This window comes from Stenotrophomonas sp. SAM-B (genome assembly GCF_013387485.1).
Classification (GTDB): Bacteria; Pseudomonadota; Gammaproteobacteria; order Xanthomonadales; family Xanthomonadaceae; genus Stenotrophomonas; species Stenotrophomonas maltophilia_AA.
Window position 1 is genome coordinate 277,772 of the sequence record NZ_JABBXB010000001.1, and the last position, 24,843, is coordinate 302,614.

Here is a 24,843-nt window from a genome sequence, read left to right on the forward strand (position 1 = left end):
TCGGGGCGGCGCATGGCCCCATTCGGGTCCGTCGAAGGCCGTATGGAGGCCCACCCTCGACTTTGCCGATTGTGGCCGCCCGGAGGCCATCGAAACGGGTCCGGAACCAGTCGTCGCAGGGGCTGCGGGACGGTCGGGGCGTGCACGAAGATGAACGGTGACCGACGCTCGAAAGGCCACTGCTGACGATGCTGGACGGTCCGGCGTGGAGTACCGGTGAGCGCGCCCGCTCGTTCAGGAAAAACAGGTCAGTAGCGCCAACCCATCCGGCGGTAGACCTTGGCCAGGACCCACAGCGGGCCGATCAGCAGATAGACCAGATCGGTCAGGAAACTCGGCTTGCGGCCTTCGTGCTTGTGCCCGATGAACTGCGCGACCCAGGCGACGGCAAAAACCCCCAAGGCCAGCCAGAACAGGTTCACCAGGCCGATCTCGGCTTCCAGCAGGCGGCACACGCAGCCGCTGACGAAGAAGATCGCCAGCATGCCGTAGCCCAGCGTGCGCGAGAGGCGGTTGTAGAAACACCAGGCGGCGAACATCGCCAGGCCGGCCCAGATCCCGTTCTGGAACCAGGTGATCAGCGGCGGGAGGCACCACAGCAGGCCGATCACCGACCACAGGATCGCCGGAACGGCCACGACGTGGATGCGCTGGTTCAGCACATTGCGGTGATCGTCGGAATAGCTGGCGAAGTAGCGGTCGATCGGGCGTGCGAGCTGGGTGGCGGTCTGCATACTGCGTCGCTTCCTCGGACAACGGTAGTGCCGGCCGCTGGCCGGCAACTCAGCATAGCCGAGTTCGTGAGGTTGCCGGCCAGCGGCCGGCACTACCCCGGCAACGCCCCCAGCCACGTCGGCCGGGGGCGCAGGGAATCAGTCGACCGAGATGCCGGCCAGGCGCTGCAGCGCCTCGGCGTACTTGGCGCGGGTGCGCTCGATGATCTCGGCGGGGATGCTCGGGCCGGGCGCGGTCTTGCCCCAGTCCAGCGTCTCCAGGTAATCGCGGACGAACTGCTTGTCGTAGCTCGGCGGGCTGGTGCCCACCTCGTACTCGTCGGCCGGCCAGTAGCGCGAGGAATCCGGCGTCAGCATCTCGTCCATGATGTACAGACGCCCGTCGGCATCGGTGCCGAACTCGAACTTGGTGTCGGCCAGGAGGATGCCGCGCTCGCGGGCGTACTCGGCCGCGAAGGCGTAGATGCGCAGGGTGGCGTCGCGCACGCGCTCGGCCAGGTCCGCACCGACCGCCTTGACCATCGCATCGAAATCGATGTTCTCGTCATGGTCGCCGACGGCGGCCTTGGTCGAGGGGGTGAAGATCGGTTCGGGCAGCTGTTCGGCCTGGCGCAGGCCATCGGGCAGCTCGATGCCGCTGATCTTGCCGGTGCGCTGGTAGTCCTTCCAGCCGCTGCCGATCAGGTAGCCGCGGGCGATGGCCTCGACCGGGACCGGCTTCAGCTTGCGGGTGACCACGGCGCGCTTGGCGTACAGGGCCGGATCCACGCCCTCGGGCAGCACGCTGGCGACATCGATGCCGGTCAGGTGGTTGGGCATCAGGTGTGCGGTCTTGGCGAACCAGAAGTTCGAGACCTGGCAGAGCATTTCGCCCTTGCCGGGAATCGGATCGGGGAGCACCACGTCGAAGGCTGACAGACGGTCGGTCGCGACCATCAGCAGGTAGTCCCCCGGCGGAGTGCCGGCGGGGAGCCGGTCGCGCGGAATGTCGAAAACATCACGCACCTTGCCGCGATGGCGCAAGGGCAGGCCGGGGAGATCGGATTGCAACAACGTGGTCGGCACGGGCACTCCTGAGGCTTCGTCATGACAGCTGTCCAGGGGACCCGGAGGGCCCGCACAGACAGCGGGCGGCCTAGTGTAAAGCGGGTTGGGCCCGCTGTGACGTAAAATGAGGATCCTTTATCGCCTCGGCTGCCCAGACCACCATGCGCTGGTACGGAAAACTGCTCGGATTCATCGCTGGCGCCCTGTTGTTCAGGCCCAATCCGCTGTTCGGGGCCGTGGTCGGGCTGTTGCTGGGGCATGCCTTCGATGCCGACTGGTTCCGGCTGAACAGGGAAAACCCCTACCGCGAGCTGGGGCTGACCTCCGAGGCGACCGATGCCGAGATCGACCTGGCCTACCGCCGGCTGATGTCCCAGTACCACCCGGACAAGGTGGTCGGCGCGGCGCCGGAGCTGCGCCAGCAGGCCGAGCGCAAGTCGCGCCAGCTCAATGCCGCCTACGACCGCATCAAGACCCTGCGCAAGCGCTGATTCCGCGCGGCGCCCCCTTTCAACATCCTGAAGGCCCCGGCCATGTCCAATTGCATCATTGCTCCCTCCATCCTGTCCGCCGATTTCGCCCGCCTGGGCGAGGAAGTGGACAACGTGCTCGCGGCCGGCGCCGACTGGGTGCATTTCGATGTGATGGACAACCATTACGTGCCGAACCTGACGATCGGCCCGCTGGTCTGCCAGGCGCTGCGCAAGCACGGCGTGACCGCGCCGATCGATGTGCACCTGATGGTGGAGCCGGTGGACCGGATCATCCCGGATTTCGCCGAGGCCGGCGCGACCTACATCAGCTTCCATCCGGAGGCCAGCCGCCACGTGCACCGCACGATCCAGCTGATCCGTTCGCTGGGCTGCAAGCCGGGCGTGGTGCTCAATCCCGCCACGCCGGTGGACATCCTGGACTGGGTGCTCGATGACCTGGACCTGGTGCTGGTGATGTCGGTGAATCCGGGCTTCGGCGGCCAGGCGTTCATTCCGTCGGCGCTGGACAAGGTGCGCGCCATCCGCAAGAAGATCGACGCCAGCGGCAAGGACATCCGCCTGGAGATCGACGGTGGCGTAAAGGCGGACAACATCGGTGCGATCGCGGCGGCCGGTGCGGATGCGTTCGTGGCCGGCTCGGCGATCTTCAATGCGAAGACGAGCTACCAGGACATCATCGCGCAGATGCGCGGCAACGTCGCCGCGGCGCGGGGCTGAGCCATGGGACCGGTGGCTGCCGTGACGATCCGCGTGGCCACCGCTGACGATGCGGCGCTGATCCTGCGTTTCATCCGCGAACTGGCGATCTACGAGAAGGCCGAGGCGTCGGTGCAGACCGACGAAGCGGGCATCCGCGCGAGCCTGTTCGGGCCGGAGGCGAAGGCGCACGCGCTGATCTGCGAGGCCGACGGCGTGGCGATCGGGTATGCGGTGTACTTCTACAACTACTCGACGTGGCTGGGCCGCAACGGGATCTACCTGGAAGATCTGTACGTGAGTCCGGAGCATCGCGGCAGTGGTGCGGGCAAGGCGCTGCTGCAGCACATCGCGCGGATCGCGGTGGCCGGGAACTGCGGCCGTTTCGAATGGTCGGTGCTGGATTGGAACGAACCGGCGATCCAGTTCTACGAAGCCGCCGGCGCGAAGCCGCAGAGCGAGTGGACGGTGTACCGGATGGAAGGCGAGGCGCTCAAGGCCTTTGCCGGCTAGGCTGCCCAGATGGCTGAGGCCTCAAGGACAAGCGCCATCGCCGCACTCCGCCAGGCGCTGCCGGCCTCCATCGCACTCTGCAGGCAGGCATTGGAGGCGTCGGGCGGCGATCTGCAGGATGCCCATGCGTACGTCGTGCGTCAGCTCGGCGCCGATTACATGCGACACACGGGTGTGGACGCCGCACAGGCTGCCGCCGATCTGCATGCAACCGGCCATGACGTGGAGCGCGCCATCGCCCTGTGGCGGCGTCAGCACCCCTTGCCGCCGTTCGCCGCGATCGCAAAGGGGCGCCCCATGGCTGCGGAGTTTGCTGCTGCGGAACCCGGGCTGCAGCGTTTCGCCCATGTTCTTCCGGGTGCGCAGGGTGTCCACGAACTGCGCTTGATCACCCATGCCGTGCGCTTCACCGAGACCGCCTACGGTTTCGATTACGACGTCGCCTTGCGCGACGCGCAGACCCGGGTGGAACGCTTGTTCGCGTCCGGCCTCCCGGCGCTCGCCGCCCTGCTGCAGGCGCAGGCGATCGACGAAGGGATGCTGCGCAGTCTCGATGCCTTTGACAGCTGTCTGTTGCATAGCGCCATCGAGGCCTATCTCTGAGCAGGCAGCCATGCCGCCCACAAAAAAAGACCGCACCATTGCTGGTACGGCCCTGGGAACTGCGGGAGGCTGATCCTGCCTCCATCCATCTTCCCTGCTATGGCCTTCCATTCTCCGGGGGATCGGTGACGCTTTGATGACGTTCACCGGCGGCCACGCCGTCCGCTGCTAGCCTTCGCTTCCCCACTCCCTGGAAGTACCGCATGACCCGTCCCCATTGGCGTTTGATCCTCAACGGAAAGGCCACCGGCAATGAGGATGTGCGCGAGGCGGTGGCGGCGATGCGCGAGCGCGGGGTGCAGCTGGAGGTGCGGGTGACCTGGGAATCGGGCGATGCCGAGCGCTACGTGGCCGAGGCGATCGCGCACGGGGTCGATACGATCATCGCGGCCGGCGGTGATGGCACGCTCAGCGAGGTGGCCGAGACGCTGGCGCATCGCGAGGAGTCCGCCGACGCGCTGCCTTCGCTGGGGCTGTTGCCGCTGGGCACGGCCAATGATTTCGCCACGGCGGCCGAGATTCCAGATGCACCGCTGGCAGCGCTGGAGCTGATCGCGCACGCGCCGGCACGCCCGGTCGATCTGCTGCGCATCGATGCCGATGGCAAAGTGTGGTGGTGCGCGAACGTGGCCAGCGGCGGCTTCGGCACCGACGTGACGGTGGAGACCGACGAGGGCCTGAAGAAAGTGCTTGGCGGGCTGGCCTATCTGGTCACCGGGGTATCGCGGCTGGGGCGCATCGATCCGATCCAGGCGCAGGTCCGGGCGCCGGGGTTCGCGTGGGCCGGCGGCTTCATCGCACTCGGCGTGGGTAATGGCCGCCAGGCCGGCGGCGGGCAGGTCCTGTGCCCGGAGGCCCTGATCGATGACGGACTGTTGGATGTCACCGTCATTCCTGAGCTGAGCGGGGAGGTGACGTCGACCCTCGCGGCACTGGTCAAGGGCGGCAAGCGCGGCGCGCTGGAGCAGGTGGCCGAGCGCGTCCAGGCGCCGTGGGTGGAGATCGAGGCCGAGCTGCCGCTGACGCTCAACCTGGATGGCGAGCCGGTCCAGGCCCGGCATTTCCGCATCGACTGCGTGCCGGGCCGGGTCAACCTGCACGTGGCGCTGGACAGCCCGCTGCTGTCGCGCGGCTGATGCGCCGGGCGGCGCCGGGTTCCATCCGGTGCCGTCAATGCGGTACAGTCGCCGGGTGTCCATTCTGACGACCCCGCATACCCTTTCTTCCGCTCGCCGTTGGTGGCGATGGTGGCCTGTTGCCGTCGTCCGTCCCGCCACCGCCGTTTCCCGGAAGGAAAGTCGTCTTGATCACGCTCGAGCAGTTCCAGCAGCAGGCCGCTGAAGGCCACACCCGCATCCCCGTCGTCCGTGAAGTGCTGTCCGACCTGGACACGCCGCTTTCGGTCTATCTGAAGCTCGCCGACGGCCCGCATACCTATCTGTTTGAATCGGTCGAGGGCGGCGAACGCTTCGGGCGCTATTCCATCATCGGCCTGCCGGCACGCCGGGTATATGCCTTCCACGGCCATACCCTGACCATCAGCGAGTCCGGCACGGTGGTGGAAACCCGCGAGGTCGCCGACCCATTCACCGAGGTCGAGGCGCTGCGCAGCGCCCACTCGGTGCCAAAGCTGGCCGGTCTGCCGGGCTTCACCGGTGGCCTGGTCGGCTGGTTCGGTTTCGAGTGCATCGGCTATATCGAACCGCGCCTGGCACCGCCGCGTGGCCGCGATGAGCTGGGCACGCCGGACATCCTGCTGCTGCACTCCGAAGAACTGGCGGTGTTCGACAACCTCAAGGGCCGCCTGTACCTGATCGTGCATGCCGACCCGGGCCAGCCCGGTGCATGGGAGGACGCCCAGGCCAAGTTGGATGCGCTGGTCGCCAAGCTGCGCGCCCCCGGCGCCGGCTACCCCGCGCCGATCACCCGCGATGTGCTGGACGAGAACGATTTCGTCTCCGGCTTCACCCGCGAAGGCTTCATCGCCGCGGTCGACAAATCCAAGGAATACATCCGCGCCGGCGACATCTTCCAGGTGGTGCTGAGCCAGCGCCTGAGCGTGCCGTTCAAGGCACGCCCGGTGGACGTGTACCGCGCGCTGCGTGCGCTCAATCCCTCGCCGTACATGTATTTCCTCGATACCGGTGATGTGCAGGTCGTGGGCTCCTCGCCCGAGATCCTGGTGCGGCTCCAGGATGGCGAAGTCACCGTACGCCCGATCGCCGGCACCCGCCCGCGTGGCGCCACGGTGGAAGAAGACAACGCACTGGAAGCCGAACTGCTGGCCGATCCCAAGGAACGCGCCGAGCACCTGATGCTGATCGATCTGGGCCGCAACGATGCGGGCCGCGTGTCCAAGGCGGGCACGGTGGAAGTGGGCGAACAGTTCGTGATCGAGCGCTACAGCCACGTCATGCATATCGTCAGCGAAGTGACCGGCAAGCTTCAGCCGGGCCTGAGCTATGCCGATGTGCTGCGCGCGACGTTCCCGGCCGGCACCGTCAGCGGCGCGCCGAAGATCCGCGCGCTGGAAGTGATCCGCGAGCTGGAGCCGATCAAGCGCAACGTCTACGCCGGCAGCATCGGTTACATCGGCTGGCACGGCGATGCCGATACCGCGATCGCGATCCGCACCGCGGTGATCAAGGACGGCCGCCTGCACGTGCAGGCCGGTGCCGGCATCGTCTACGACTCCGATCCCGGCAAGGAATGGGACGAGACGATGAACAAGGGCCGCGCGCTGTTCCGTGCGGTCGCGCAGGCTGCCAAGGGCCTGTAACGGCACGCAGCCGCACTGCCTGACCCGTGCACGGTGCCGTGCACGCCACTTCCCCTTTCAAGACGGATCCTGACCATGTTGTTGATGCTCGACAACTACGACAGCTTCACCTACAACCTCGTGCAGTACCTGCAGACGCTGGGCGCCGAGGTGAAGGTGGTGCGCAATGACGCGTTGAGCGTCGATGAGATCGCCGCGCTCGCACCCGAGCGCATCGTGATCTCGCCCGGCCCGTGCACGCCGAACGAAGCGGGCGTGTCGCTGGAGCTGATCCGTCGGCTCGGCCCGACCACGCCGATCCTGGGCGTGTGCCTGGGCCACCAGAGCATCGGCCAAGTGTACGGCGGCGATGTCATCCGCGCCACCAACATCATGCACGGCAAGACCTCGCCGATCCGCCATGAAGGCAAGGGCGTGTTCGCCGGCCTGCCGGACCGCTACCAGGCCACGCGCTACCACTCGCTGGTGGTCGACAAGACCACGTTGCCCGCGTGCCTGGAGATGACCGCCTGGACCGAGAACGAGGACGGCTCGATTGAAGAGATCATGGGCCTGCGCCATCGCGAGCATCCGGTCGAGGGCGTGCAGTTCCACCCCGAGTCGATCCTCACCGAGCACGGCCACGCCCTGCTGAAGAACTTCCTGCAGCGCTGAGCGCGCCGCACCTGCATCACAAAGGACCCCGCATGACCTTCTCCCCCCAGGAAGCCCTGCAGCGCACCATCGAGCACCGCGAGATCTTCTTCGACGAAATGGTCGACCTGATGCGGCAGATCATGCGCGGTGAAGTGTCGCCGGTGATGACCGCCGCGATCCTGACCGGCCTGCGGGTCAAGAAGGAAACCATCGGCGAAATCGCTGGTGCCGCCACCGTGATGCGCGAGCTCGCCCTCGCGGTACCGGTGGAGGACAAGGCGCATCTGGTGGATATCGTCGGCACCGGTGGGGATGGTTCGCACACCTTCAACATCTCCACCTGCGCGATGTTCGTGGTCTCCGCGGCCGGCGCCAAGGTGGCCAAGCATGGCAACCGCAGTGTCTCCTCCAAGTCCGGCAGTGCCGATGCGGTCGAGGCGCTGGGCGCGGTCATCGATCTGCGTCCGGACGAGGTCGCACGCGCGATCACCGAAACCGGCATCGGCTTCATGTTCGCGCCGATGCACCATCCGGCGATGAAGGTCGTCGCGCCGGTGCGCCGCGAGATGGGGGTACGCACGATCTTCAACATCCTCGGCCCGCTGACCAATCCGGTGGGTGCGACCAACGTGCTGATGGGCGTGTTCCACTCGGATCTGGTCGGCATCCAGGCGCGCGTGCTGCGCGAACTCGGCGCCGAGCGCGCGCTGGTGGTGTGGGGTCGCGACAACATGGACGAGATCTCGCTCGGCGCCGGTACGCTGGTCGGCGAGCTGCGCGACGGCAAGGTGCGTGAGTACGAGATCCATCCGGAAGACTTCGGCATCGCGATGTCGGCCAGCCGCAACCTCAAGGTCGACGGTCCGGAAGAATCCATCGCGATGCTGCGTGGCGTGCTCGACAACCAGCCCGGCCCCGCGCTGGACATCGTGGCGCTCAATGCCGGCGCGGCGCTGTACGTGGCCGGTGTCGCCGACAGCATCGCCGATGGCCTGGCCCGCGCCCGCGCGGTGCTGGCCGATGGCAGTGCGCGCTCGCGGATGGAGCAGTACGTGGCCGCCACCTGCCGTATCCGCGGGGCCGTCTGAGCCCGCGTTTTCAGAATTCAGCGGGGCTGGCCGATAATGGCCGGCCTCCAGGACCCCAATGACATGAGCGACATCCTCGATACCATCCTGGCCCGCAAGGCCGAAGAAGTCGCCGCACGCCGTGCCCAGGTGCCGCTGGAGGCGCTGATCGCGCGCGTGGAGCAGGCTCCGCCGGTGCGTGGCTTCGCCGATGCGCTGCGTGCCTCGATCGCCGCCGGCAACCCGGCCGTGATCGCCGAGATCAAGAAGGCCAGCCCGTCCAAGGGCGTGATCCGTCCGGACTTCCATCCGGCCGACATCGCGGTGAGCTACGAGTTCGGCGGCGCCAGCTGCCTGTCGGTGCTGACCGACGTGGATTTCTTCCAGGGCAGCGACGCCTACCTGCAGCAGGCTCGTGAAGCCTGCACGCTGCCGGTGCTGCGCAAGGACTTCGTGATCGATGCCTACCAGGTGTACGAAGCGCGCGTGCTCGGCGCCGACTGCATCCTGCTGATCGTGGCTGCGCTGGACGATCGCCAGCTGGCCGAGCTGTCCGACCTGGCCATGCAGCTGGGCATGGACGTGCTGGTGGAAGTGCACGACATCGACGAGCTCGAGCGCGCCATCCAGGTGCCGGTGCCGCTGATCGGCATCAACAACCGCAACCTGCGCACCTTCGAGGTGTCGCTGCAGACCACGCTGGACATGCGCCAGGCCGTTCCGCGCGACCGCCTGCTGGTCACCGAAAGCGGCATCCTCGGGCCGGCCGATGTCACCGTGATGCGCGAGGCCGGGGTCAACGCCTTCCTGGTCGGCGAGGCCTTCATGCGCGTGGAAGAGCCCGGCGAGGGCCTGCGTCAGCTATTCTTCAGCGCATGACAGCGATCTACCCAACGCCGCGCGACGACGCCCCGCTGGTGGTCTTCGACTTCGATCACACCCTGTATGACGGCGATTCCGGCAGCCATCTGTTCGCCTGGCTGATCAAGCGCAACCCGCTGCGGCTGCTGGCCGCCCTGGTCGCGACGCCGCTGCTCGGCCCGCTGGTGGCGTTCCTGCCGACCCGCCGCCGCGGCATCTCCGGCTACGTCTGGATTGCCACGTTCGGCCTGCACCGGGCGCGCGAGTTCAACAAGGTCATCGACCGCTACGTGCTCAAGCACGAGGCCGACATCCGCCGCCGGCTGCTGCCGGTCGCGCTGGAGGTGTTTGCCCGGCATCGTGCCGCCGGCGACCGCGTCGTGGTCGCCACCGGCGCCCCGCCGGAGCTGGCCCGCGCGATCCTGGCCTTTGTCGCCCACCAGGGCGTGCCGGTGATCGGCAGCGAGGTCGGCCCGTTGCTGGGCGCGGTCATCGCCACCCGTCACTGCCACAACGAAGAAAAGATGCGGATGCTGCGCGAGCGCGGTTATGGCGAGATCGATGTCGCCTACTCCGACAGCAGCGCCGACCTGCCGTTGCTGCTGGCCGCTGCGGCACCGGTCGTGGTCAATCCGAAGGCCTCACGCGTGGCGTATTTCCGCCAGGTGCTGCCACCGGGTACCCCGGTGCTCAACTGGGGCTGTGTCGACCGGGCCGGCGATCCGGTCTGATCCGGCGCTGAAAACACCCGGGAAGGGCTGAAAAGGTGTCGCGTCCGGCTCAGCCTGCGCGCCACTGCACGATGGCGTGGCCGATCTGGAACAGGCTGATGCCCAGCACCAGCACGCCGACGGCGACCAGCACCCAGCGTTCCTTGACCTTTTTGACCAGGATCGCGGCCACCGGCGCGGCCATCATGCCGCCGATCAGCAGGCCGGCCACGATGTTCAGGTACTGCACGCCCATGGTCAGCAGGAAGGTGATCGATACCGCCAGCGTCACCACGAACTCGGCCGCATTGACCGTGCCGATGGTGGTGCGCGCCTGGCCGCCGCGGGCGAGCAGGGTGGAGGTCGCCACCGGACCCCAGCCGCCGCCGCCGCTGGCATCCAGCAGGCCGGCCACGAATCCCAGCAGCGGGACGCGCTTCACTTCCTGGGCGGGCAGCATCCGTCCGGCCGCGCGCAGCAGGATGAAGATCGCCAGCACCAGCAGATACATATAGATGAAGGGGCGGATCACGTCACCGGGCAGCTGGGTCAGCACGTAGGCACCGACCACGCCGCCGACCGCGCCGGGCAGGGCCAGGCGCAGGAACAGCCGGCGGTCCACGTTGCCGGCGACCAGGTGCGAGACCCCGGAGGCCCCGGTGGTGAAGACTTCAGCGGTATGGATGCTGGCGCTGATCGCCGCCGGCGGCAGGCCCATGCTGAGCAGGACCGAGGAGGACACCAGCCCGAAGGCCATGCCCAGCGCACCGTCGACCAGCTGCGCGCCGAGGCCGATCAGGATGAACCAATAGAATTCGCTGCCCAGTTCCATCGCAACAGCCTAGCGGCAAATGGGCAGGTAGTGCCGGCCGCTGGCCGGCAACTTCGCCATCCCGCAGGAACCGATCAGCGGGTGCCGTACAGCACGACGGTCTTGCCGCGGGCATGCAGCTGCCCGTCGGTCTGCAGCTTCTTCAGCACGCGACCGGCCATTTCACGCGAGCAGCCGACCAGCCGGGCCAGTTCCTGGCGCGAGACGCGCAGCTGGGTGCCCTGCGGGTGGCTCATCGCCTCCGGCTCGCGCGACAGGTCATGCAGGGTGCGCACGATGCGGTCGGTGACATCCAGGAAGGCCAGGCGGCTGGCTTTCCTGCTGGTGTCGAGCAGGCGCTTGGAAAGCTGCTGGCCGATCGAATAGAGCAGGCGCGGGGCATCGGCCGAAAGCGGCCCCAGGAACAGCTGGTGCAGGCGCTCGTAGCTGATCTCGGCCAGCTCGCAGGGGGTACGGGTGCGCAGGATCACCTCGCGGCGGTCCGATTCGACGAACAGGCCCATTTCACCGACGAACTCGCCCGATCCGAAGTAGCCCAGCACCAGCTCACGATCGTCATCTTCCTCAGCCATTATTGAGACTGAGCCACTGATCACGTAGTAGAGGGTGCCGGCGGGATCCCCTGGACGGAACACGTCCGTGCGGGCGGGGTAACGGCGGCGGTGGCTGTGGGCCAGGAAGCGATCGATTGTTGCGATATCCAGGGCCAATGGGCTTGTGGCAAGGCGCACAGTTGACACGTTGAGGCGCTCCGATTGCTCATGAAGAATTCACGGCTATGTGCCGGGAGCTTAACGATCCGAATTGTTAAGGGCAAACCGAGCACAGGTATTCGTTTCAATGCAAGTTTCGCCACCGATCACTTTGCCCCATACTTGCTTCTTTCCCACCACACACAGGATCGACCGCCGTGGTCAAGCCGTTGCCTCGCCTGAGGTTGCAAGGTTTCAACAACCTCACCAAGGCGCTGAGCTTCAACATCTATGACGTCTGTTACGCCCGCACCGAAGAGGAGCGCCAGCGTTACATCGAATATATTGATGAAGAGTACAACGCCGATAGGCTGACTCAGATCCTGACCGACGTTGCCGAGATCATCGGCGCGAACATCCTGAACGTGGCCCGCCAGGACTACGACCCCCAGGGTGCCTCGGTGACGATCCTGATCTCGGAAGAGCCGGTGATCGACAAGAAGCAGGCCGGCAAGGAGTTGATCTCCGACGCCGTGGTCGCGCACATGGACAAGAGCCACATCACGGTCCATACGTACCCGGAAACCCATCCGCAGGAGGGCATCGCCACGTTCCGCGCGGACATCGATGTGGCCACCTGTGGCGTGATTTCCCCGCTGAAAGCGCTGAACTACCTGATCGAGAGTCTGGAATCGGACATCGTGATCATGGATTACCGCGTGCGTGGCTTCACCCGTGACGTGAAGGGTAAGAAGCACTACATCGACCACAAGATCAACTCGATCCAGAACTTCCTGGCCAAGAACATCAAGTCGCGTTACGAGATGTTCGACGTCAATGTCTACCAGGAAAACATCTTCCATACGAAGATGCACCTGAAGGACTTCGACCTGGATCAGTACCTGTTCGAAGAGAAGGCCAAGAACCTGTCGTTCAAGGAACGCATGAAGATCGAGGCGCTGCTGCGCCGTGAGATCGAAGAGCTGTTCCATGGGCGCAATCTGGCCGAGTAAGGCACGTTGCGATGTCGTCCCGGGCGCTGCCCGGGCGGCCTCGTCCAGGCGGGACGGCCCGCCCTGTGGAACCGGTGTTTGCGCAAAACCCGGTTTCACGGCAGCTACCGACGACGGTCCGGTGTGAAGACACCGGGCCGTTTTGCTTTTGTTAACCCAAGGAATCCCCCATGCCCTGGATCTATCTTCTGCTCGCCGGCCTGTTCGAGATCGGCTTCGCCATCGGAATGAAGTACTCCGAAGGCTTCAGCAAGCCGCTTCCCACCCTGGCCACCGTCGCCGCCGCCCTGGTCAGCCTGTACCTGATGAGCCAGGCGATGAAATCCATCCCGGTCGGCACCGCCTATGCGATCTGGACCGGTATCGGCGCGCTCGGCGTGGCGATGCTCGGCATCGCCCTGTTCGGCGACAGCGCCTCGCCGTCGCGGCTGGCCTGCATCGGCCTGATCGTGGCCGGCGTGATCGGCCTGAAGCTGGTCTCTGCCTGATCGTCGCCCGACCAACGGTCGGGCGCTACCGGTGGCAAGCCGGCCCGCAACCCATGCCGCGCGCGCCGTTCCGGTAGGTATCGACCGTTGGTCGATACGCCGTTACAACCGGTACGCGATGGTCTTCATGACCTTGGAGGCCAGCGCCATCACCGACGGGATCGGTGCGGGCAGCTTCCGCGCGCCGGCATGCTCGGCGTGGTCCGCGTGGCGGGCCTCGTCGATCTTCATCACCTTGATCACCTCGCGGCTGCGCAGGTCGGCCGGGGGCAGGGTGTCCAGGTGTTCATCCAGATGCGCTTCGACCTGGCGTTCGGTCTCGACCACGAAGCCCAGGTTCCAGCCGTCGCCACGCAGGCCGGCCAGGGTGCCGATGGTGTAGCTGCCGGCATACCAGATCGGATTGAACAGGCTGGGGCGGCTGTCCAGTTCGCGCAGGCGCTGGGCGCACCAGGCCAGGTGGTCGGTCTCTTCCTGGGCGGCATCGAGCAGGTGGGCGCGGGTTTCCGGCTCCCTGGCGACCGCAGCCTGGCCGAAGTACAGGCCCTGGGCGCAGACCTCGCCGACATGGTTGATGCGCATCAGCCCGGCCGCGTGGCGGCGCTCGGGATCGGCCATCTGCACGTCCGGGGTGGCCTCGGCGGGGTAGGGGCGGCTGGCCGGCGGGTTGCCGAACACGGTATCCAGGGCCCGCTGGGCTTCGGTCAGCAGGTGGTCGAGCGGCGTGATCTGGCGGAGCGCGGTCATGGCGGGCGGTGTCGCGGCGAGGGACTGTCGATTCTCGCCCCCGCGGACCGGCGTGCCAAGCCGGGATCCGGTCAACTTGCATGTGGTGGGCATGGCCAGTACAATCCCGCCTCTTCACAACGCGTGGCAGAGTTCCGGCCGTACTGCGCCGTAATGAGCCCGACCTACTAGAGTTCTTTCATGAGCACTTTCACTGCAAAGTCCGAGACCGTCCAGCGCGACTGGTATCTCGTCGACGCATCCGGCAAGACGCTGGGCCGTCTGTCCACCGAGCTGGCCCGCCGTCTGCGCGGCAAGCACAAGCCGGTTTACACCCCTCACGTTGATACCGGTGATTACCTGGTTGTCATCAATGCAGAAAAGATTGTCGTCACCGGCAACAAGCTGCAGGACAAGCTGTATCACCGTTTCACTGGCTACATCGGCAACCTGAAGACCGAAACTCTGGCCCAGGCGCTTGAGCGCCATCCGGAGCGTGTCATCGAGACCGCCGTCAAGGGCATGCTGCCGAAGGGCCCGCTGGGCCGCGCCATGTACCGCAAGCTCAAGGTGTACTCGGGTTCCGAGCACCCGCACGCCGCTCAGCAGCCTCAGGTTCTGGATATCTAATCATGGCTATCACGCAAAACTACGGCACCGGCCGCCGCAAGTCCTCCACCGCCCGCGTGTTCCTGCGCAAGGGCGCCGGCAACATCACCGTCAATGGCCGTCCGCTGGACGAGTTCTTTGGCCGTGAGACTGCGCGCATGATCGTGCGTCAGCCGCTGGAACTGACCAAGAACACCGAAACCTTCGACATCATGGTCACCGCCGCTGGCGGTGGTACCACGGGTCAGGCCGGTGCGATCCGTCTGGGCATCGCCCGCGCGCTGATCGAATACGACGAAACCCTGAAGTCCGAGCTGCGCAAGGCTGGCTTCATGACCCGTGACGCCCGTGAAGTCGAGCGTAAGAAGGTCGGCCTGCACAAGGCACGTCGCGCCACCCAGTTCTCCAAGCGCTGATCCATCGCGTCTGGCGTGGGATCCTTCGGGATCCCGCTGGGAGGTACGCAAAAGCCCGGCTTCGGCCGGGCTTTTGTCGTTTCCGCGATACGGGTTTCACCTGTGCGGATAGCCTGGCCGTCGGATCGGTGTTGCCACCGGTAGTGGTGGTGCCGACCGCTGGTCGGCTGCCTGGGCGGCGGCCCCCCATCCTCTTACTGGTGAAACAGCCCCCTTGGAGTCCAAGGGGGTGCGCCGGCAGGCGCGGGGATGTGGAGGGGGAGGGTTGGCGCCCACACCTTGCTGCGCAAGGTGTGGGGTCCGGGCGCGATGCGCCCGGACAAACGCCCAAACAAACAGAAAAGGCCGATCTTTCGATCGGCCTTTTCTGTTTGTTTGGCTGCCCCGGATGGATTCGAACCACCGAATGCCTGAGTCAGAGTCAGGTGCCTTACCGCTTGGCGACGGGGCAAAATGTGCGTGCAATTATTGCACTTTCTCCCTGAAAAACCAAGCGGACTTGGTGGCTATGGGTGGACTCGAACCACCGACCCCAGCATTATGAGTGCTGTGCTCTAACCGGCTGAGCTACATAGCCTCAGGGAGGCCGGTAATTCTGGAGATGTCTTCGGAATCTGTCAACACTTTTTCACCGCGCTTGTGAGTGGGCAGCGGGCGTGGCACAGTCCCGATCAGTAGATTTTTCTAGGAGTCCGCATCGTGATCGATCCGGACGGCTATCGACCGAACGTCGGTATTGTGCTGATGCGGAAGGATGGGCAGGTTTTCTGGGCACGACGTGTGCGCCGGGATGGCTGGCAGTTCCCGCAGGGCGGCATGAACACCGACGAGACGCCTGTCGAAGCCATGTATCGTGAGTTGCAGGAAGAAACCGGGTTGTTGCCGGAGCACGTTGAAGTGCTCGGGGCGACGCCGGGTTGGCTTCGCTATCGGCTGCCGGCACGGGCCATCCGCCGCAATGAACGGCAGGTCTGCATCGGCCAGAAGCAGGTGTGGTTCCTGCTCCGGCTGGCCGGGGACGAATCCCACGTCACCCTGGACCATACCGACAGCCCCGAGTTCGACCAGTGGCGCTGGGTCGATTTCTGGTACCCGGTGGAACACGTGGTGATGTTCAAGCGGGGCGTCTACGCGCGCGCCCTGCGCCATCTGGCGCCACTGGCGCGGGGGGTGGCCGGGACCGGGGTGGAATCGATGCCCAAGTCCGCGCAAGAGGCCTGGATGCCGGGCAACGCCGCCGGTCACGACCGGCCCCGCAAGCGCACCACGCCCAAGCGGGGTGGCGGGTACTGGCCGCGCAGCAAGGCCAAGGGCGAGCCGGGCGCGGTCTGAGCGATCTCTGGCGGCTCTGAACCGTATCGAGAATGATTCAGGTTCGAAATTGACAACCATTCGCATTTCCATTGGAATAGCAGCAGGCCAATCCGGGCCTGCCTGCCGAGTCCGCACGTGTACGTCTGCATCTGCAACGGGGTGACCGACCACCAGATCCGCGAAGCCGCGCAGAGCGGTGTCGTGAGCGTGTCCGAGCTGACGATGCGCACCGGGTGCGGCGCCACCTGCGGTTCCTGCCTGGACATGGCGGCGGACCTGCTGGCCAAATTCAGCGCCACCCACGATCTGCCGCTGCCCGTCCTGGGCCTGCAAGCCGCCTGAGATCGCTTCGCGCTCCGTGCTCGGCTGCGGGGCGCAACTGAGCACGATTCGCGTTCCTTCATGCCTGCGCGCGACGCGCTACAGTGCCCGCGATTCCACGCAGCAGGAGCACGCTCATGAAGGGCGACGCCAAAGTCATCGAATTCCTCAACAAGGTCCTCTACAACGAGCTGACCGCGATCAACCAGTACTTCCTGCACGCCAAGATGCTGAAGAACTGGGGCCTGAAGGAACTCGCCGATCACGAGTACAAGGAATCGATCGAAGAGATGAAGCATGCGGACATCCTGTCCGACCGCATCCTCTTCCTCGAAGGCCTGCCGAACTTCCAGGCACTGGGCAAGCTGCGCATCGGCGAGAACCCGGCCGAAATCCTGCAGTGCGACCTCAGCCTGGAACGCGATGGCGTGGTCACGCTGCGCGAGGCCGTGGCGTATGCCGATTCGATCGGTGATTACGTCAGCCGCCAGCTGTTCGTGAAAATCCTCGAGTCCGAGGAAGAGCACATCGACTGGCTGGAGACCCAGCTGGACCTGATCGAGCGCATCGGCGAACCGAACTACCTGCTGACCAAGATCGACGACTGAGTCAGCCCTGCAGCGGCGCGCGCAGGCGGGCGTGGTAGCCGGCCAGCGCGATCCGTGCACGCGCGAACTCGGCGATCAACAGCGCCACCGCCACGGCGGGGCGCTCCAGCGTGCCGGCGCGGGCATCGTGCTCGATCCGCCAGGCCGCGGCCGACAAGGCCATCGCACCCACATTCGCACTGGCCGACTTGAGGCTGTGCGCCAACGCACGCAGCTGGTCCAGGTCCGCCGCGACCGAGGCGTCCTGCAGCTGCCGGATCAAGGGCGGGGTGTCATCGAGGAACACGCCGATGATCCGCACGGTATCCGGGCCGATCACCTCCAGCAGTTCATCGAGCACCTCCTGGTCGAGCACCGGGGCGGGTGACGCGTCGCGTGCGGGAGGCAGTGCGGATGCGTCGGCGCCCTGCGGCGCGGGAGCCGGTGGCACGCGGGCCGTGTCGTCGGCCATCGCGTCGTCGGCCATCGTACGGCCCCAGCGCGCCAGCACGGCCTGCAGCGTTTCGCGGTTGATCGGTTTGGAGAGGTAGTCGTCCATGCCGGCCTGCAGACAGCGCTCGCGGTCGCCGGCCATCGCATTGGCGGTCATCGCGACGATCGGCAGGCGCGCCATGCGCTGTGCGGCCTCATGCGCGCGCCAGCGGCGGGTGGCCGCATAGCCATCCAGCACCGGCATCTGGCAATCCATCAGCACCACATCGAACGGCCGGGCGTGCAGCGCCTCCAGCGCCTGCTCGCCCTGCGTGGCGGTCTCCACCTCGCAGCCGAGCACCTGCAGCAGCCGCTGTGCGACCAGCAGGTTGACGCTGTTGTCTTCGACCAGCAGCAACCGCAACGGGAACTGGGGCAGCGCGGTGGGCGAGCCTGCGTACTCCACCTCAGCCAGCAATGCGGCTGGGCGCGCACTGGCCACCACCGGGCGCAGCAGCGCGTGCAGCTCGCTCTCGGCCGCCAACCGCGACAGCGCCCGTCCGGGGCCAAGCGCTTCGGGCGCGGGCGCCTCATCGCCATACAGCCACAGCAGCTTCGCCTCCGGATGCCGGCCAGGCTCCGCCACCGCTTTGTGCAGTGCGCCGGTGCCATGCCGCAGGCCGTCCGTATCCGCGATCACCCAGGCCAGGGCCGGATCGATGCCGGGGCGCTGCGGCGCGCGCAGGGCATCGATCGCCTCGGCACTGGTCTCCACTGTGTGCAGGCGCAGGTCATGATGCTGGGTCACCCGCTCGATGCGCTGGGCCAGCACCGGGTCGTGCGTGATCAGCAGGGCGCGGCGCAGGTTGCCGATCGCCGGCAGGTCGCCGATCACCTTGAGCAGGGGAATCTCGAACCAGAACGTGGCCCCGTGCCCGGGCGTGGAATGCACGCCGATGCGGCCGTGCATCAGGTCGATGATGCGCTTGCAGATCGCCAGGCCCAGCCCGGTGCCGCCATACAGGCGCGTGGTCGAGGCGTCGGCCTGGCTGAAGGACTGGAACAGACGCGCCTGCAGCGCGTCGTCTATGCCGATGCCGCTGTCGGCGATCTCGAACCGCAGCTGGTGCTGCGCGTTGGTCTCGCCTTGGCGCTGCACGCGCAGCCGGACCTGGCCACGCTCGGTGAACTTGATCGCGTTGACCAGCAGGTTGCTCAGCACCTGGCGCAGCCGCACCGGGTCGCCCCGGACCGACAGACGGACGGCCGGATCCAGCTCGAGCGAGAGCTGCAGGCCCTTGGGTTCGGCGGCGCGCTGCATCAACTGCACCAGGCCTTCGAGCAGCTCGCGCAGGTTGAAGGTGGTGATCTCCAGGTTGAGGCCTTTGGCCTCGAGCCGGGAGTAATCGAGGATGTCGTCGACGATGCGCAGCAGCTGCTGCGAGCTGGTCGCGGCGGTCTGCAGCATCTGCCGCTGGTCGCTGCCGAGCTGGCCGCGCGCGATCAGGTCGAGCATCGGCAGGATGCCGTTGAGCGGCGTGCGGATCTCGTGGCTCATCGTCGCCAGGAACTCCCCCTTGGCCAGCGCGGCGGCTTCGGCGGCCTGCTTGGCGGTGAGCAGTTCCTGTTCGAGCTGGTTCTGCTGCTGCCGGCGCTGCTGCAGCTGATCGCGCTCGAGCACGAGAGCCTCATTGCGCCGCTGCAGCAGCTCCAGCTGGTCCTGCGCTTCACGCCAGCGGCGTACCGCCTGGATGCCGGCGATCAGTGCCAGCACGCCGGTGCCGGCGGCAATGTGGATCCACGGCCCATTGGCACCGATGCGCGCCATCACCGCGGCAGTGGCACACAGGGCGGCCGCCGCGGCGCTGATCCAGAGCGAGGCCGGCGTGGGCAAGTGGGGTGGCCGTCCGTGGCGTCCCATGCTCAGAGCACCGAATTCTGGAAGTCGAAGTTCAGTTCGCTGCCGGCGGACTGGACCATGTTGCCCTGGATGAAATCGACCCCGCCGATCCACATGGCCGCCGCGGCCTGCGGATCCTCGATCTGCTGGCCGATGATGCGCAGCCCGGCGCGGTGCGCCCGGTCGATCGCCGCGCGCAGCTCGTCGCGGGTCTGCTGGTTGGTGTGGCTGTTGGAGAAGCGCGCGGCCATGCGGACATACGCCAGCGGCAGGTGCGCCATCAGTGCGTTGGCTTCGTCGCCCGGCTCGAACTGACTCAGGCAGAAGCGCACGCCGGCCGCATGCATGCGCGTGCAGAACTGCTGCAGGGTGACGGTGTGGATCAGCGCATCGGGCAGGCGCACATCGATGACCAGTGCGCTGCCATCGATCTGCCGGCTCGCCAGCGATTCCAGCAGCCAGTCGCCGAAGGCATCGCGGGCCAGCGTGCGCAGCGACTGCGAGACGAACAGGTGCAGCGGCTGCGCGGCGTGGCGGTAGAGATCGAGCAGGCCCAGCGCGTGGTCGAGCACCTGCTGGTCCAGATCGGCGATGCGCCCGGCCGCTTCGGCCGCGGGGATCACCTGGCCGGCGGCCAGCACGCTGCCATCGGCCTGCCGCAGGCGGAGCAGCACCTGGTACTGCGCGGTGTTGCCGCCGGCGACGGCCACGATCGGCTGGTAGGCCAGTTCCAGTTGGCCTTCGAGCAGGGCCAGGTGCTCCTGCGCAGCCACGTCTTCGCGGCGCACATAGGCGGCCACGCCGGCGGTGAGCAGGCGCGCCTGCAGCGTGGTGCGTTCGACCGCTTCCAGTGCGCTGCCCGCATCGGGGAAGCCTGGCGAGAGCTGGGCATGGCCGACCACGCCGCGCAGGTGCACCGATTCGTCATCGCGGATCACGAAGGCGCGCGAGGAGAGCTGTTCGCGCAGCGCATGTGCCATCGCATCCAGCGTGTCCTCGTCGACATCGCGGGCCAGCACCAGGAAGCTGTTGTCGTTCAGGCGCGCCAGCAGATGCGGCCGGGCGGCGTCGGCCAAGCGCTGGCCGGCCTGGGTCATCAGCCGTTCGAACGCGGCATAGCCATAGCGTTCGCGCAGACCGAGCGCGCTGGCGATCTCGATGAAGAACAGGCCGCCGCGATCGCGATGGCTGAGCGACGCGCCGAGCTGCTGCATCACGTGGTGGCGGGTCGGCAGCCCCGTTTCCGGGTTGTTGATGGCCGGCGCGCCATCCGTGCCCGCCTGCGAAGCTGCCTGTGCGCGTGCGCGGCGGATCCGGTTGGAGACCGCCGCGATCAGATGGCGTGGGCGGATCGGCTTGCTGAGGAAATCATCGGCGCCGCTGTCGAGCACTTCGAATTGACGCTCCGGATCCGGGTCGCCACTGAGGAACACGATCGGCAGCAGCTGCTGGCCGGGTTGCTGGCGGATCAGCGCGGTCAGGCGCATACCGTCCAGCCCGGGCAGGTGCAGGTCCATGAGGATCAGGTCGGGCCGATGCTCGGCGATCGCCTGCTGCACGCCCTCGGCATCGCTGTGCACCAGTGCCTCCATGCCGGCACCGTGCAGCACGCTCTGCGCGAACAGGGCCTGCGAACGGTCGTCTTCGACGATCAGCACGCGGTACGGAGGGTCGATGCCGGGCGGCGGCAGGGTGCCGGTCTCGGCGTGCATCGGGGGCAGCAGGGGCGGTGGGCTGGCCGGCGTCGGCATGAGCGCGACGACATTGCTGGGCGCCGCGGGGGCGGGCGAGGGCTGGCTGTGCCAGCGCTGCCAGTGGTCGGCCGGCGGCGTTTCAGCGCGCGCGGCGCGGGTGGATGCAACAACGTTGTCGTGAACGGCCATCAGTACTCCCAGTCTGCGCCGCAATTATGCGATGAACGCCCATGGGCAGGGCGCGCATTACCGTGGCAGGGTTCCCGGTTTGACCTGCGTCTGGCCGCTGTCGGCCTGACGCATCAGCCAGCGCATGCCTTTCCACAGCGTCCGCCAGATCATCCACACGACCAACGCACCGATCAGGCTGCATGCGACCACCAGGATCAGCGCCAGCCACGGGTGGGCCAGGGCGAGTGCCAGCCCGCCGACCACCACGGTGTCCTCCGCCGCAGAGGCCATCCAGTTGCTGGCCGGTTCGGGCGAGGTATTGAGCAGGGCACGGGTGCCGGATTTGAGTCCATGGCTGGCCAGCGCGACGCCGGCCCCGGCGACCAGCGCGGTACCGCTGAGCTCGCCAGTGGGCGAGAGCGTCGCGGCTGCCAGGAAGGCACCGGCCGGTACCCGGGCCAGGGTCTGAACCAGGTCCCAGACCGAATCGACCCCGGGAATCTTGTCGGCGAAGAACTCGGCGATGGCCAGTGCGGCCGAGGTGCCCAGCACCCACCACGATTCCGTGGCCTGCAGCGCAGGGGGCAGGTCGACCCAGCCGAGCAGCCCGGCCAGGCCGACGCCGAAGACGGTGAGGTAGACGCGGATGCCGGCCAGCCAGGCCAGCAGGATGCCGATCACGAACAGGTGGGCTTCGGTCATGGCACGCGCTCCGGCTGCAGAATGTGCACAGGCGCACACTATCGGGGATGACGTCCATGAACGCCACTGCCCCGATCCCGTGCCTGCGCGGACAAGGCCTTTTCCCTGACTTACACTAGCCCGTCGTTCCAGACAGGGGCCGTTGCGACAGCGCCCGCAGGCGCGGTCGTCCAGGACTGCCATGAATAAACCCGCACCTTCCCGCATCCAGATCCGCCGGCCGGGCATGCCGCCCGTGCAGGAACGCAAGCGCCTGCTGGTGCTGGGCGGGGCGTGGCTGCTGTCGCTGATCCTTGCCGTGCTGCTCGGCGCCTGGCTGGGCTCGCCCGGCGGCGACGTCGGCACCCAGCTCAAGGCGGCGGAGACCCGCAACGAGCGCCTCCAGCAGCAGCTCATCGAACTGCAGCAGCGCCAGGCGACCCTGCAGGCCTCCGACCGGATCAGCCGCGCCGCCAACAACGAGGTCCAGACGTCGCTGGGCGAGCGCGACGAAGAGATCGCCGGCCTGCGCGCCGACGTGGCCTTCTACGAGCGGCTGGTCGGTGCGACCAGCCAGCGCAAGGGCCTGAACACCCATTCGGTGGAGTTCTCGCCGGAAACGGGCGGCACCTGGCAGTACGCCGTGGTGCTGACCCAGAACCTGAACCGCGGGGCGATCAGCCAAGGGCAGATGCGCTTCACGGTGGAAGGGGTCAAGGACGGCAAGCTGACCTCGGTCAGCTGGGACGAGCTGCACCAGCGCACCAAGGTGCCGGGCCAGGAGTATTCCTTCCGGTACTTCCAGCAGCTCACCGGCAGTGTGATGCTGCCGCAGGGATTCACCCCGCAACGTGTGCGGGTCACGCTGGGATCGGGCGCGGGGGGCGCCACCCAGGTATTCGATTGGAAGCAGGCCGGAGCACCGGCGGCATCGGCAAAAGAAGGGGAGTAAGCCCATGTTTGGCAGCAACAAGTCCAACCGCGACGGACATCTGGTCGTGGACGCGCTGATCGGCGCGCAGGTGGTGATCCGCGGGGACGTGGAATTCAGCGGTGGCCTGTACGTGGAAGGCACCATCCTGGGCAAGGTGATCGCCCAGGACGGCGCCAGCAACGCCACCCTGACGGTGGCCGAGCACGGTGCCATCGAGGGTGAGATCCGCGCCCAGGTCGTGGTCATCAGCGGCCGCCTGGACGGGGACGTGCATGCCACCGAGCGGGTCGAGCTGACCCCGAGCGCCCGGGTGACGGGCAACATTCACTACCAGATGGTGGAAATGCACGCCGGCGCCCAGCTGACCGGCCGCCTGATCCACAGCTCGGCCCAGATGGCCCTGCCGCCGCCGTCCGGCGAAGCGGACGAGGGCAAGGGCAAGGACACCGCCGCCCGCAAGAAGCTGGCCGAGGCGATGGCCTGAACTTGAAAGCGTGCTCGTGCGCCCCCATGCTGGGGGCATGAGCACGCTTGTTTCCCTGCCCGGCGCACCCGCCGCCGCGCCGAACTACCAGTCCCTGGACCGTCCGCTGAACTTCACCGAGGCCGCCGCGGCCAAGGTCAAGGAGCTGATCCAGGATGAGGGCAACGCTGCCCTCGCCCTGCGCGTCTACATCGAAGGCGGTGGCTGTTCCGGCTTCCAGTACGGCTTCGAGTTCGATGAGAACCGGGCCCAGGACGATCTGGCGGTGGATACCGCCGGCGTCACCCTGCTGGTGGATCCGCTGAGCCTGCAGTACCTGATGGGCGCCGAGGTGGATTACACCGAAAGCCTGACCGGCGCGCAGTTCGTGATCCGCAATCCGAACGCGAAGACCACCTGCGGCTGCGGCAGCAGTTTCAGCATGTGATGCGCGCGCAACCGGCGGAATGCCGGTTGCCGCTTGCCAGTCCCGCCGAATGTGGGCAGGCTCTTGCGATGTCAAATTTCTCTTCGCAGCTTTCCGGTTTCGCCTTCGTCAGCGAGCCGCTGGAGCGCGCCGATACCCTGCGCGATGACGCCGATGCGTTGTCGCGGCTGTGGCCGGACGCGCGCGTACTGATACTCGATCAGGATGGCACGGCCCTGGCCGGCGATGACGGTCAGCCGCTGCCACTGACCGGCGCCGACCTGGGCGGTGGCCCGGGCACCGCGATCTTCCTCGGCCTGCGCGGCGAGCAGGCATGGTTCTCGATGGAGGCCGCCGGTCTGTCGGTGACGGCGCCGCAGCGGGTCGACCTGCGCCAGTCCGCCGCCACCTGGTCCATCGCCGATTCCACCGCCTTCTGTTACGCCCGCGGCATGTCCTACTGGCAGTCGCGCACGCGCTTCTGCGGGGTATGCGGTGGCGCGGTGACCTTCAGCCGCAGCGGGTTCGTCGGCCGCTGCAGCCAGTGCGCCACCGAGCACTACCCGCGCGTGGATCCGGCGGTGATCGTCGCCGTCGAGAACCAGGGCCGGCTGCTGCTCGGCCGCCAGGCCAACTGGGCCCCGCGCCGCTATTCGGTGCTGGCCGGTTTCGTGGAACCCGGCGAATCGCTGGAGCAGACGGTGGTCCGTGAGGTCTTCGAAGAGAGCCGGGTGCGCGTGCGCGAGTGCCGCTACCTGGGCACCCAGCCGTGGCCGTTCCCCGGCGCACTGATGCTGGGCTTCGCCGCCACGGCCGAAGACGACGTACCGACCGTGAACGGGGAGCTGGAAGATGCGCGCTGGTTCACCGCCGAGGAAGTGGGCGCGGCGCTGGCCCGGGATGTCGAGGACGACGGCGAAGGCATCCGCCTGTCCCCGCCGATCTCGATCTCGCGCAGCCTGATCGAGCACTGGTACCAGCAGCAGGTCGCCTGACCGTCGCG

Annotated in this window: 29 protein-coding genes and 2 tRNA genes; 21 read left to right on the forward strand and 10 right to left on the reverse strand. The window is 67.1% G+C overall.

What is annotated here, in order from left to right; translation table 11 throughout:
* Positions 1-248 precede the first annotated feature (248 nt).
* Both HH110_RS01190 and HH110_RS01195 read right to left on the reverse strand, forming a co-directional pair.
* Entirely contained in the window at positions 249-734 is a 486-nt protein-coding gene (locus HH110_RS01190; protein ID WP_176987957.1) for a DUF962 domain-containing protein, read from the reverse strand.
* 138 nt (positions 735-872) lie between these two features.
* Positions 873-1,799 (reverse strand): phosphoribosylaminoimidazolesuccinocarboxamide synthase, encoded by a 927-nt coding sequence (locus HH110_RS01195; protein WP_176987958.1) that lies wholly within the window; start codon positions 1,797-1,799, stop codon positions 873-875.
* Between the two features lie 143 nt (positions 1,800-1,942).
* On the opposite strand from HH110_RS01195, the gene HH110_RS01200 reads away from it, so the two are divergent.
* From HH110_RS01200 to HH110_RS01245, 10 genes are all read left to right on the forward strand, one after another.
* A complete protein-coding gene (locus tag HH110_RS01200) occupies positions 1,943-2,272 on the forward strand; it encodes a DnaJ family molecular chaperone (protein ID WP_123730837.1) in 330 nt (109 codons plus the stop codon).
* A gap of 42 nt (positions 2,273-2,314) precedes the next feature.
* A complete protein-coding gene (rpe, locus tag HH110_RS01205; protein ID WP_070426117.1) occupies positions 2,315-2,992 on the forward strand; it encodes a ribulose-phosphate 3-epimerase in 678 nt (225 codons plus the stop codon).
* 12 nt (positions 2,993-3,004) lie between these two features.
* Complete coding sequence (locus HH110_RS01210) at positions 3,005-3,484, forward strand: GNAT family N-acetyltransferase (RefSeq protein ID WP_176988463.1); 480 nt, start codon at positions 3,005-3,007, stop codon at positions 3,482-3,484.
* A 9-nt stretch (positions 3,485-3,493) separates the two neighbouring features.
* Positions 3,494-4,087 carry a hypothetical protein gene (locus tag HH110_RS01215; protein ID WP_176987959.1) on the forward strand — a complete coding sequence of 198 codons (594 nt, stop codon included), beginning with the start codon at positions 3,494-3,496 and terminating at the stop codon, positions 4,085-4,087.
* A gap of 203 nt (positions 4,088-4,290) precedes the next feature.
* Positions 4,291-5,223, forward strand: a complete 933-nt coding sequence (yegS, locus tag HH110_RS01220; RefSeq protein WP_176987960.1) for a lipid kinase YegS — start codon at positions 4,291-4,293, stop codon at positions 5,221-5,223.
* Between the two features lie 167 nt (positions 5,224-5,390).
* Complete coding sequence (gene trpE, locus HH110_RS01225; protein ID WP_176987961.1) at positions 5,391-6,866, forward strand: anthranilate synthase component I; 1,476 nt, start codon at positions 5,391-5,393, stop codon at positions 6,864-6,866.
* A 75-nt stretch (positions 6,867-6,941) separates the two neighbouring features.
* Complete coding sequence (locus HH110_RS01230; protein WP_070472319.1) at positions 6,942-7,520, forward strand: aminodeoxychorismate/anthranilate synthase component II; 579 nt, start codon at positions 6,942-6,944, stop codon at positions 7,518-7,520.
* Between the two features lie 32 nt (positions 7,521-7,552).
* Entirely contained in the window at positions 7,553-8,590 is a 1,038-nt protein-coding gene (gene trpD / locus HH110_RS01235; protein WP_176987962.1) for an anthranilate phosphoribosyltransferase, read from the forward strand.
* Positions 8,591-8,653: 63 nt separating this feature from the next.
* A complete protein-coding gene (gene trpC, locus HH110_RS01240; protein WP_176987963.1) occupies positions 8,654-9,448 on the forward strand; it encodes an indole-3-glycerol phosphate synthase TrpC in 795 nt (264 codons plus the stop codon).
* Positions 9,445-10,161 carry a haloacid dehalogenase-like hydrolase gene (locus HH110_RS01245; protein WP_176987964.1) on the forward strand — a complete coding sequence of 239 codons (717 nt, stop codon included), beginning with the start codon at positions 9,445-9,447 and terminating at the stop codon, positions 10,159-10,161. Before trpC ends, HH110_RS01245 begins: the two co-directional genes overlap by 4 nt.
* A 49-nt stretch (positions 10,162-10,210) precedes the next feature.
* Here HH110_RS01245 and HH110_RS01250 read toward each other — a convergent pair whose 3' ends face one another.
* Together HH110_RS01250 and crp are read right to left on the reverse strand one after the other, a co-directional pair.
* Positions 10,211-10,972 carry a sulfite exporter TauE/SafE family protein gene (locus HH110_RS01250; protein ID WP_176987965.1) on the reverse strand — a complete coding sequence of 254 codons (762 nt, stop codon included), beginning with the start codon at positions 10,970-10,972 and terminating at the stop codon, positions 10,211-10,213.
* Between the two features lie 74 nt (positions 10,973-11,046).
* Positions 11,047-11,712, reverse strand: coding sequence for a cAMP-activated global transcriptional regulator CRP (gene crp, locus HH110_RS01255; RefSeq protein WP_088433580.1), 666 nt, complete (start codon positions 11,710-11,712; stop codon positions 11,047-11,049).
* Between the two features lie 170 nt (positions 11,713-11,882).
* On the opposite strand from crp, the gene speD reads away from it, so the two are divergent.
* Entirely contained in the window at positions 11,883-12,677 is a 795-nt protein-coding gene (gene speD / locus HH110_RS01260) for an adenosylmethionine decarboxylase (protein ID WP_019185315.1), read from the forward strand.
* A 170-nt stretch (positions 12,678-12,847) separates the two neighbouring features.
* Positions 12,848-13,165 (forward strand): quaternary ammonium compound efflux SMR transporter SugE, encoded by a 318-nt coding sequence (gene sugE / locus HH110_RS01265; RefSeq protein ID WP_176987966.1) that lies wholly within the window; start codon positions 12,848-12,850, stop codon positions 13,163-13,165.
* A gap of 102 nt (positions 13,166-13,267) precedes the next feature.
* Here sugE and coq7 read toward each other — a convergent pair whose 3' ends face one another.
* Complete coding sequence (gene coq7 / locus HH110_RS01270; protein ID WP_121040609.1) at positions 13,268-13,912, reverse strand: 2-polyprenyl-3-methyl-6-methoxy-1,4-benzoquinone monooxygenase; 645 nt, start codon at positions 13,910-13,912, stop codon at positions 13,268-13,270.
* A 180-nt stretch (positions 13,913-14,092) separates the two neighbouring features.
* Here coq7 and rplM point away from each other — a divergent pair, with 180 nt between their 5' ends.
* Both rplM and rpsI read left to right on the forward strand, forming a co-directional pair.
* The gene (rplM, locus tag HH110_RS01275) at positions 14,093-14,521 is read left to right on the forward strand and encodes a 50S ribosomal protein L13 (protein WP_038685795.1); all 429 of its coding nucleotides are present in this window, start codon (positions 14,093-14,095) and stop codon (positions 14,519-14,521) included.
* 2 nt (positions 14,522-14,523) lie between these two features.
* Entirely contained in the window at positions 14,524-14,916 is a 393-nt protein-coding gene (gene rpsI, locus HH110_RS01280; protein ID WP_019185318.1) for a 30S ribosomal protein S9, read from the forward strand.
* A 376-nt stretch (positions 14,917-15,292) separates the two neighbouring features.
* Here the strand turns inward: rpsI and HH110_RS01285 are convergent.
* Both HH110_RS01285 and HH110_RS01290 read right to left on the reverse strand, forming a co-directional pair.
* Positions 15,293-15,367 (reverse strand) — tRNA-Gln (locus HH110_RS01285).
* 49 nt (positions 15,368-15,416) lie between these two features.
* Positions 15,417-15,493: transfer RNA gene (locus tag HH110_RS01290), tRNA-Met, on the reverse strand.
* 122 nt (positions 15,494-15,615) lie between these two features.
* Between HH110_RS01290 and HH110_RS01295 the strand changes: the two genes are divergently transcribed.
* From HH110_RS01295 to bfr, 3 genes are all read left to right on the forward strand, one after another.
* Complete coding sequence (locus tag HH110_RS01295) at positions 15,616-16,248, forward strand: RNA pyrophosphohydrolase (RefSeq protein ID WP_176987967.1); 633 nt, start codon at positions 15,616-15,618, stop codon at positions 16,246-16,248.
* A 117-nt stretch (positions 16,249-16,365) separates the two neighbouring features.
* On the forward strand, positions 16,366-16,572 hold the full coding sequence (locus HH110_RS01300) for a bacterioferritin-associated ferredoxin (protein WP_088433582.1): 207 nt from the start codon (positions 16,366-16,368) through the stop codon (positions 16,570-16,572).
* A gap of 116 nt (positions 16,573-16,688) precedes the next feature.
* Entirely contained in the window at positions 16,689-17,159 is a 471-nt protein-coding gene (gene bfr, locus HH110_RS01305; RefSeq protein ID WP_176987968.1) for a bacterioferritin, read from the forward strand.
* Between the two features lies 1 nt (position 17,160).
* Here bfr and HH110_RS01310 read toward each other — a convergent pair whose 3' ends face one another.
* Genes HH110_RS01310 through HH110_RS01320 form a run of 3 tightly spaced genes read right to left on the reverse strand, consistent with a single transcriptional unit; the run spans position 17,161 to position 22,037 of the window.
* Complete coding sequence (locus HH110_RS01310) at positions 17,161-19,491, reverse strand: ATP-binding protein (protein ID WP_241696359.1); 2,331 nt, start codon at positions 19,489-19,491, stop codon at positions 17,161-17,163.
* Between the two features lie 2 nt (positions 19,492-19,493).
* Entirely contained in the window at positions 19,494-21,353 is a 1,860-nt protein-coding gene (locus HH110_RS01315; protein ID WP_176987969.1) for an EAL domain-containing response regulator, read from the reverse strand.
* A gap of 57 nt (positions 21,354-21,410) precedes the next feature.
* Positions 21,411-22,037, reverse strand: coding sequence for a DUF4126 domain-containing protein (locus HH110_RS01320; RefSeq protein ID WP_176987970.1), 627 nt, complete (start codon positions 22,035-22,037; stop codon positions 21,411-21,413).
* A gap of 181 nt (positions 22,038-22,218) precedes the next feature.
* On the opposite strand from HH110_RS01320, the gene HH110_RS01325 reads away from it, so the two are divergent.
* The 4 genes from HH110_RS01325 to nudC all read left to right on the forward strand — a co-directional run bounded on the left by HH110_RS01325 (position 22,219) and on the right by nudC (position 24,835).
* Positions 22,219-22,968 (forward strand): DUF6776 family protein, encoded by a 750-nt coding sequence (locus HH110_RS01325; protein WP_176987971.1) that lies wholly within the window; start codon positions 22,219-22,221, stop codon positions 22,966-22,968.
* A 4-nt stretch (positions 22,969-22,972) separates the two neighbouring features.
* The gene (locus HH110_RS01330) at positions 22,973-23,434 is read left to right on the forward strand and encodes a polymer-forming cytoskeletal protein (RefSeq protein WP_176987972.1); all 462 of its coding nucleotides are present in this window, start codon (positions 22,973-22,975) and stop codon (positions 23,432-23,434) included.
* Between the two features lie 37 nt (positions 23,435-23,471).
* On the forward strand, positions 23,472-23,861 hold the full coding sequence (erpA, locus tag HH110_RS01335; protein ID WP_176987973.1) for an iron-sulfur cluster insertion protein ErpA: 390 nt from the start codon (positions 23,472-23,474) through the stop codon (positions 23,859-23,861).
* Between the two features lie 68 nt (positions 23,862-23,929).
* Positions 23,930-24,835: an NAD(+) diphosphatase gene (gene nudC, locus HH110_RS01340; protein ID WP_176987974.1), complete on the forward strand. Its 906-nt coding sequence runs from the start codon at positions 23,930-23,932 to the stop codon at positions 24,833-24,835.
* Positions 24,836-24,843 lie beyond the last annotated feature (8 nt).

Coding starts and splice junctions, on each gene's coding strand:
- HH110_RS01215 (WP_176987959.1), top strand. CDS start 3,494: ATGGCTGAGGCCTCAAGGACAAGCGCCATCGCCGCACTCCGCCAGGCG.
- trpC (WP_176987963.1), top strand. CDS start 8,654: ATGAGCGACATCCTCGATACCATCCTGGCCCGCAAGGCCGAAGAAGTC.
- rplM (WP_038685795.1), top strand. CDS start 14,093: ATGAGCACTTTCACTGCAAAGTCCGAGACCGTCCAGCGCGACTGGTAT.
- rpsI (WP_019185318.1), top strand. CDS start 14,524: ATGGCTATCACGCAAAACTACGGCACCGGCCGCCGCAAGTCCTCCACC.
- HH110_RS01310 (WP_241696359.1), bottom strand. CDS start 19,491: ATGGGACGCCACGGACGGCCACCCCACTTGCCCACGCCGGCCTCGCTC.
- HH110_RS01320 (WP_176987970.1), bottom strand. CDS start 22,037: ATGACCGAAGCCCACCTGTTCGTGATCGGCATCCTGCTGGCCTGGCTG.
- coq7 (WP_121040609.1), bottom strand. CDS start 13,912: ATGACCGCGCTCCGCCAGATCACGCCGCTCGACCACCTGCTGACCGAA.
- rpe (WP_070426117.1), top strand. CDS start 2,315: ATGTCCAATTGCATCATTGCTCCCTCCATCCTGTCCGCCGATTTCGCC.
- HH110_RS01190 (WP_176987957.1), bottom strand. CDS start 734: ATGCAGACCGCCACCCAGCTCGCACGCCCGATCGACCGCTACTTCGCC.
- yegS (WP_176987960.1), top strand. CDS start 4,291: ATGACCCGTCCCCATTGGCGTTTGATCCTCAACGGAAAGGCCACCGGC.
- HH110_RS01315 (WP_176987969.1), bottom strand. CDS start 21,353: ATGGCCGTTCACGACAACGTTGTTGCATCCACCCGCGCCGCGCGCGCT.
- trpD (WP_176987962.1), top strand. CDS start 7,553: ATGACCTTCTCCCCCCAGGAAGCCCTGCAGCGCACCATCGAGCACCGC.
- HH110_RS01245 (WP_176987964.1), top strand. CDS start 9,445: ATGACAGCGATCTACCCAACGCCGCGCGACGACGCCCCGCTGGTGGTC.
- HH110_RS01325 (WP_176987971.1), top strand. CDS start 22,219: ATGAATAAACCCGCACCTTCCCGCATCCAGATCCGCCGGCCGGGCATG.
- bfr (WP_176987968.1), top strand. CDS start 16,689: ATGAAGGGCGACGCCAAAGTCATCGAATTCCTCAACAAGGTCCTCTAC.
- HH110_RS01250 (WP_176987965.1), bottom strand. CDS start 10,972: ATGGAACTGGGCAGCGAATTCTATTGGTTCATCCTGATCGGCCTCGGC.
- HH110_RS01330 (WP_176987972.1), top strand. CDS start 22,973: ATGTTTGGCAGCAACAAGTCCAACCGCGACGGACATCTGGTCGTGGAC.
- nudC (WP_176987974.1), top strand. CDS start 23,930: ATGTCAAATTTCTCTTCGCAGCTTTCCGGTTTCGCCTTCGTCAGCGAG.
- HH110_RS01230 (WP_070472319.1), top strand. CDS start 6,942: ATGTTGTTGATGCTCGACAACTACGACAGCTTCACCTACAACCTCGTG.
- sugE (WP_176987966.1), top strand. CDS start 12,848: ATGCCCTGGATCTATCTTCTGCTCGCCGGCCTGTTCGAGATCGGCTTC.
- HH110_RS01200 (WP_123730837.1), top strand. CDS start 1,943: ATGCGCTGGTACGGAAAACTGCTCGGATTCATCGCTGGCGCCCTGTTG.
- erpA (WP_176987973.1), top strand. CDS start 23,472: ATGAGCACGCTTGTTTCCCTGCCCGGCGCACCCGCCGCCGCGCCGAAC.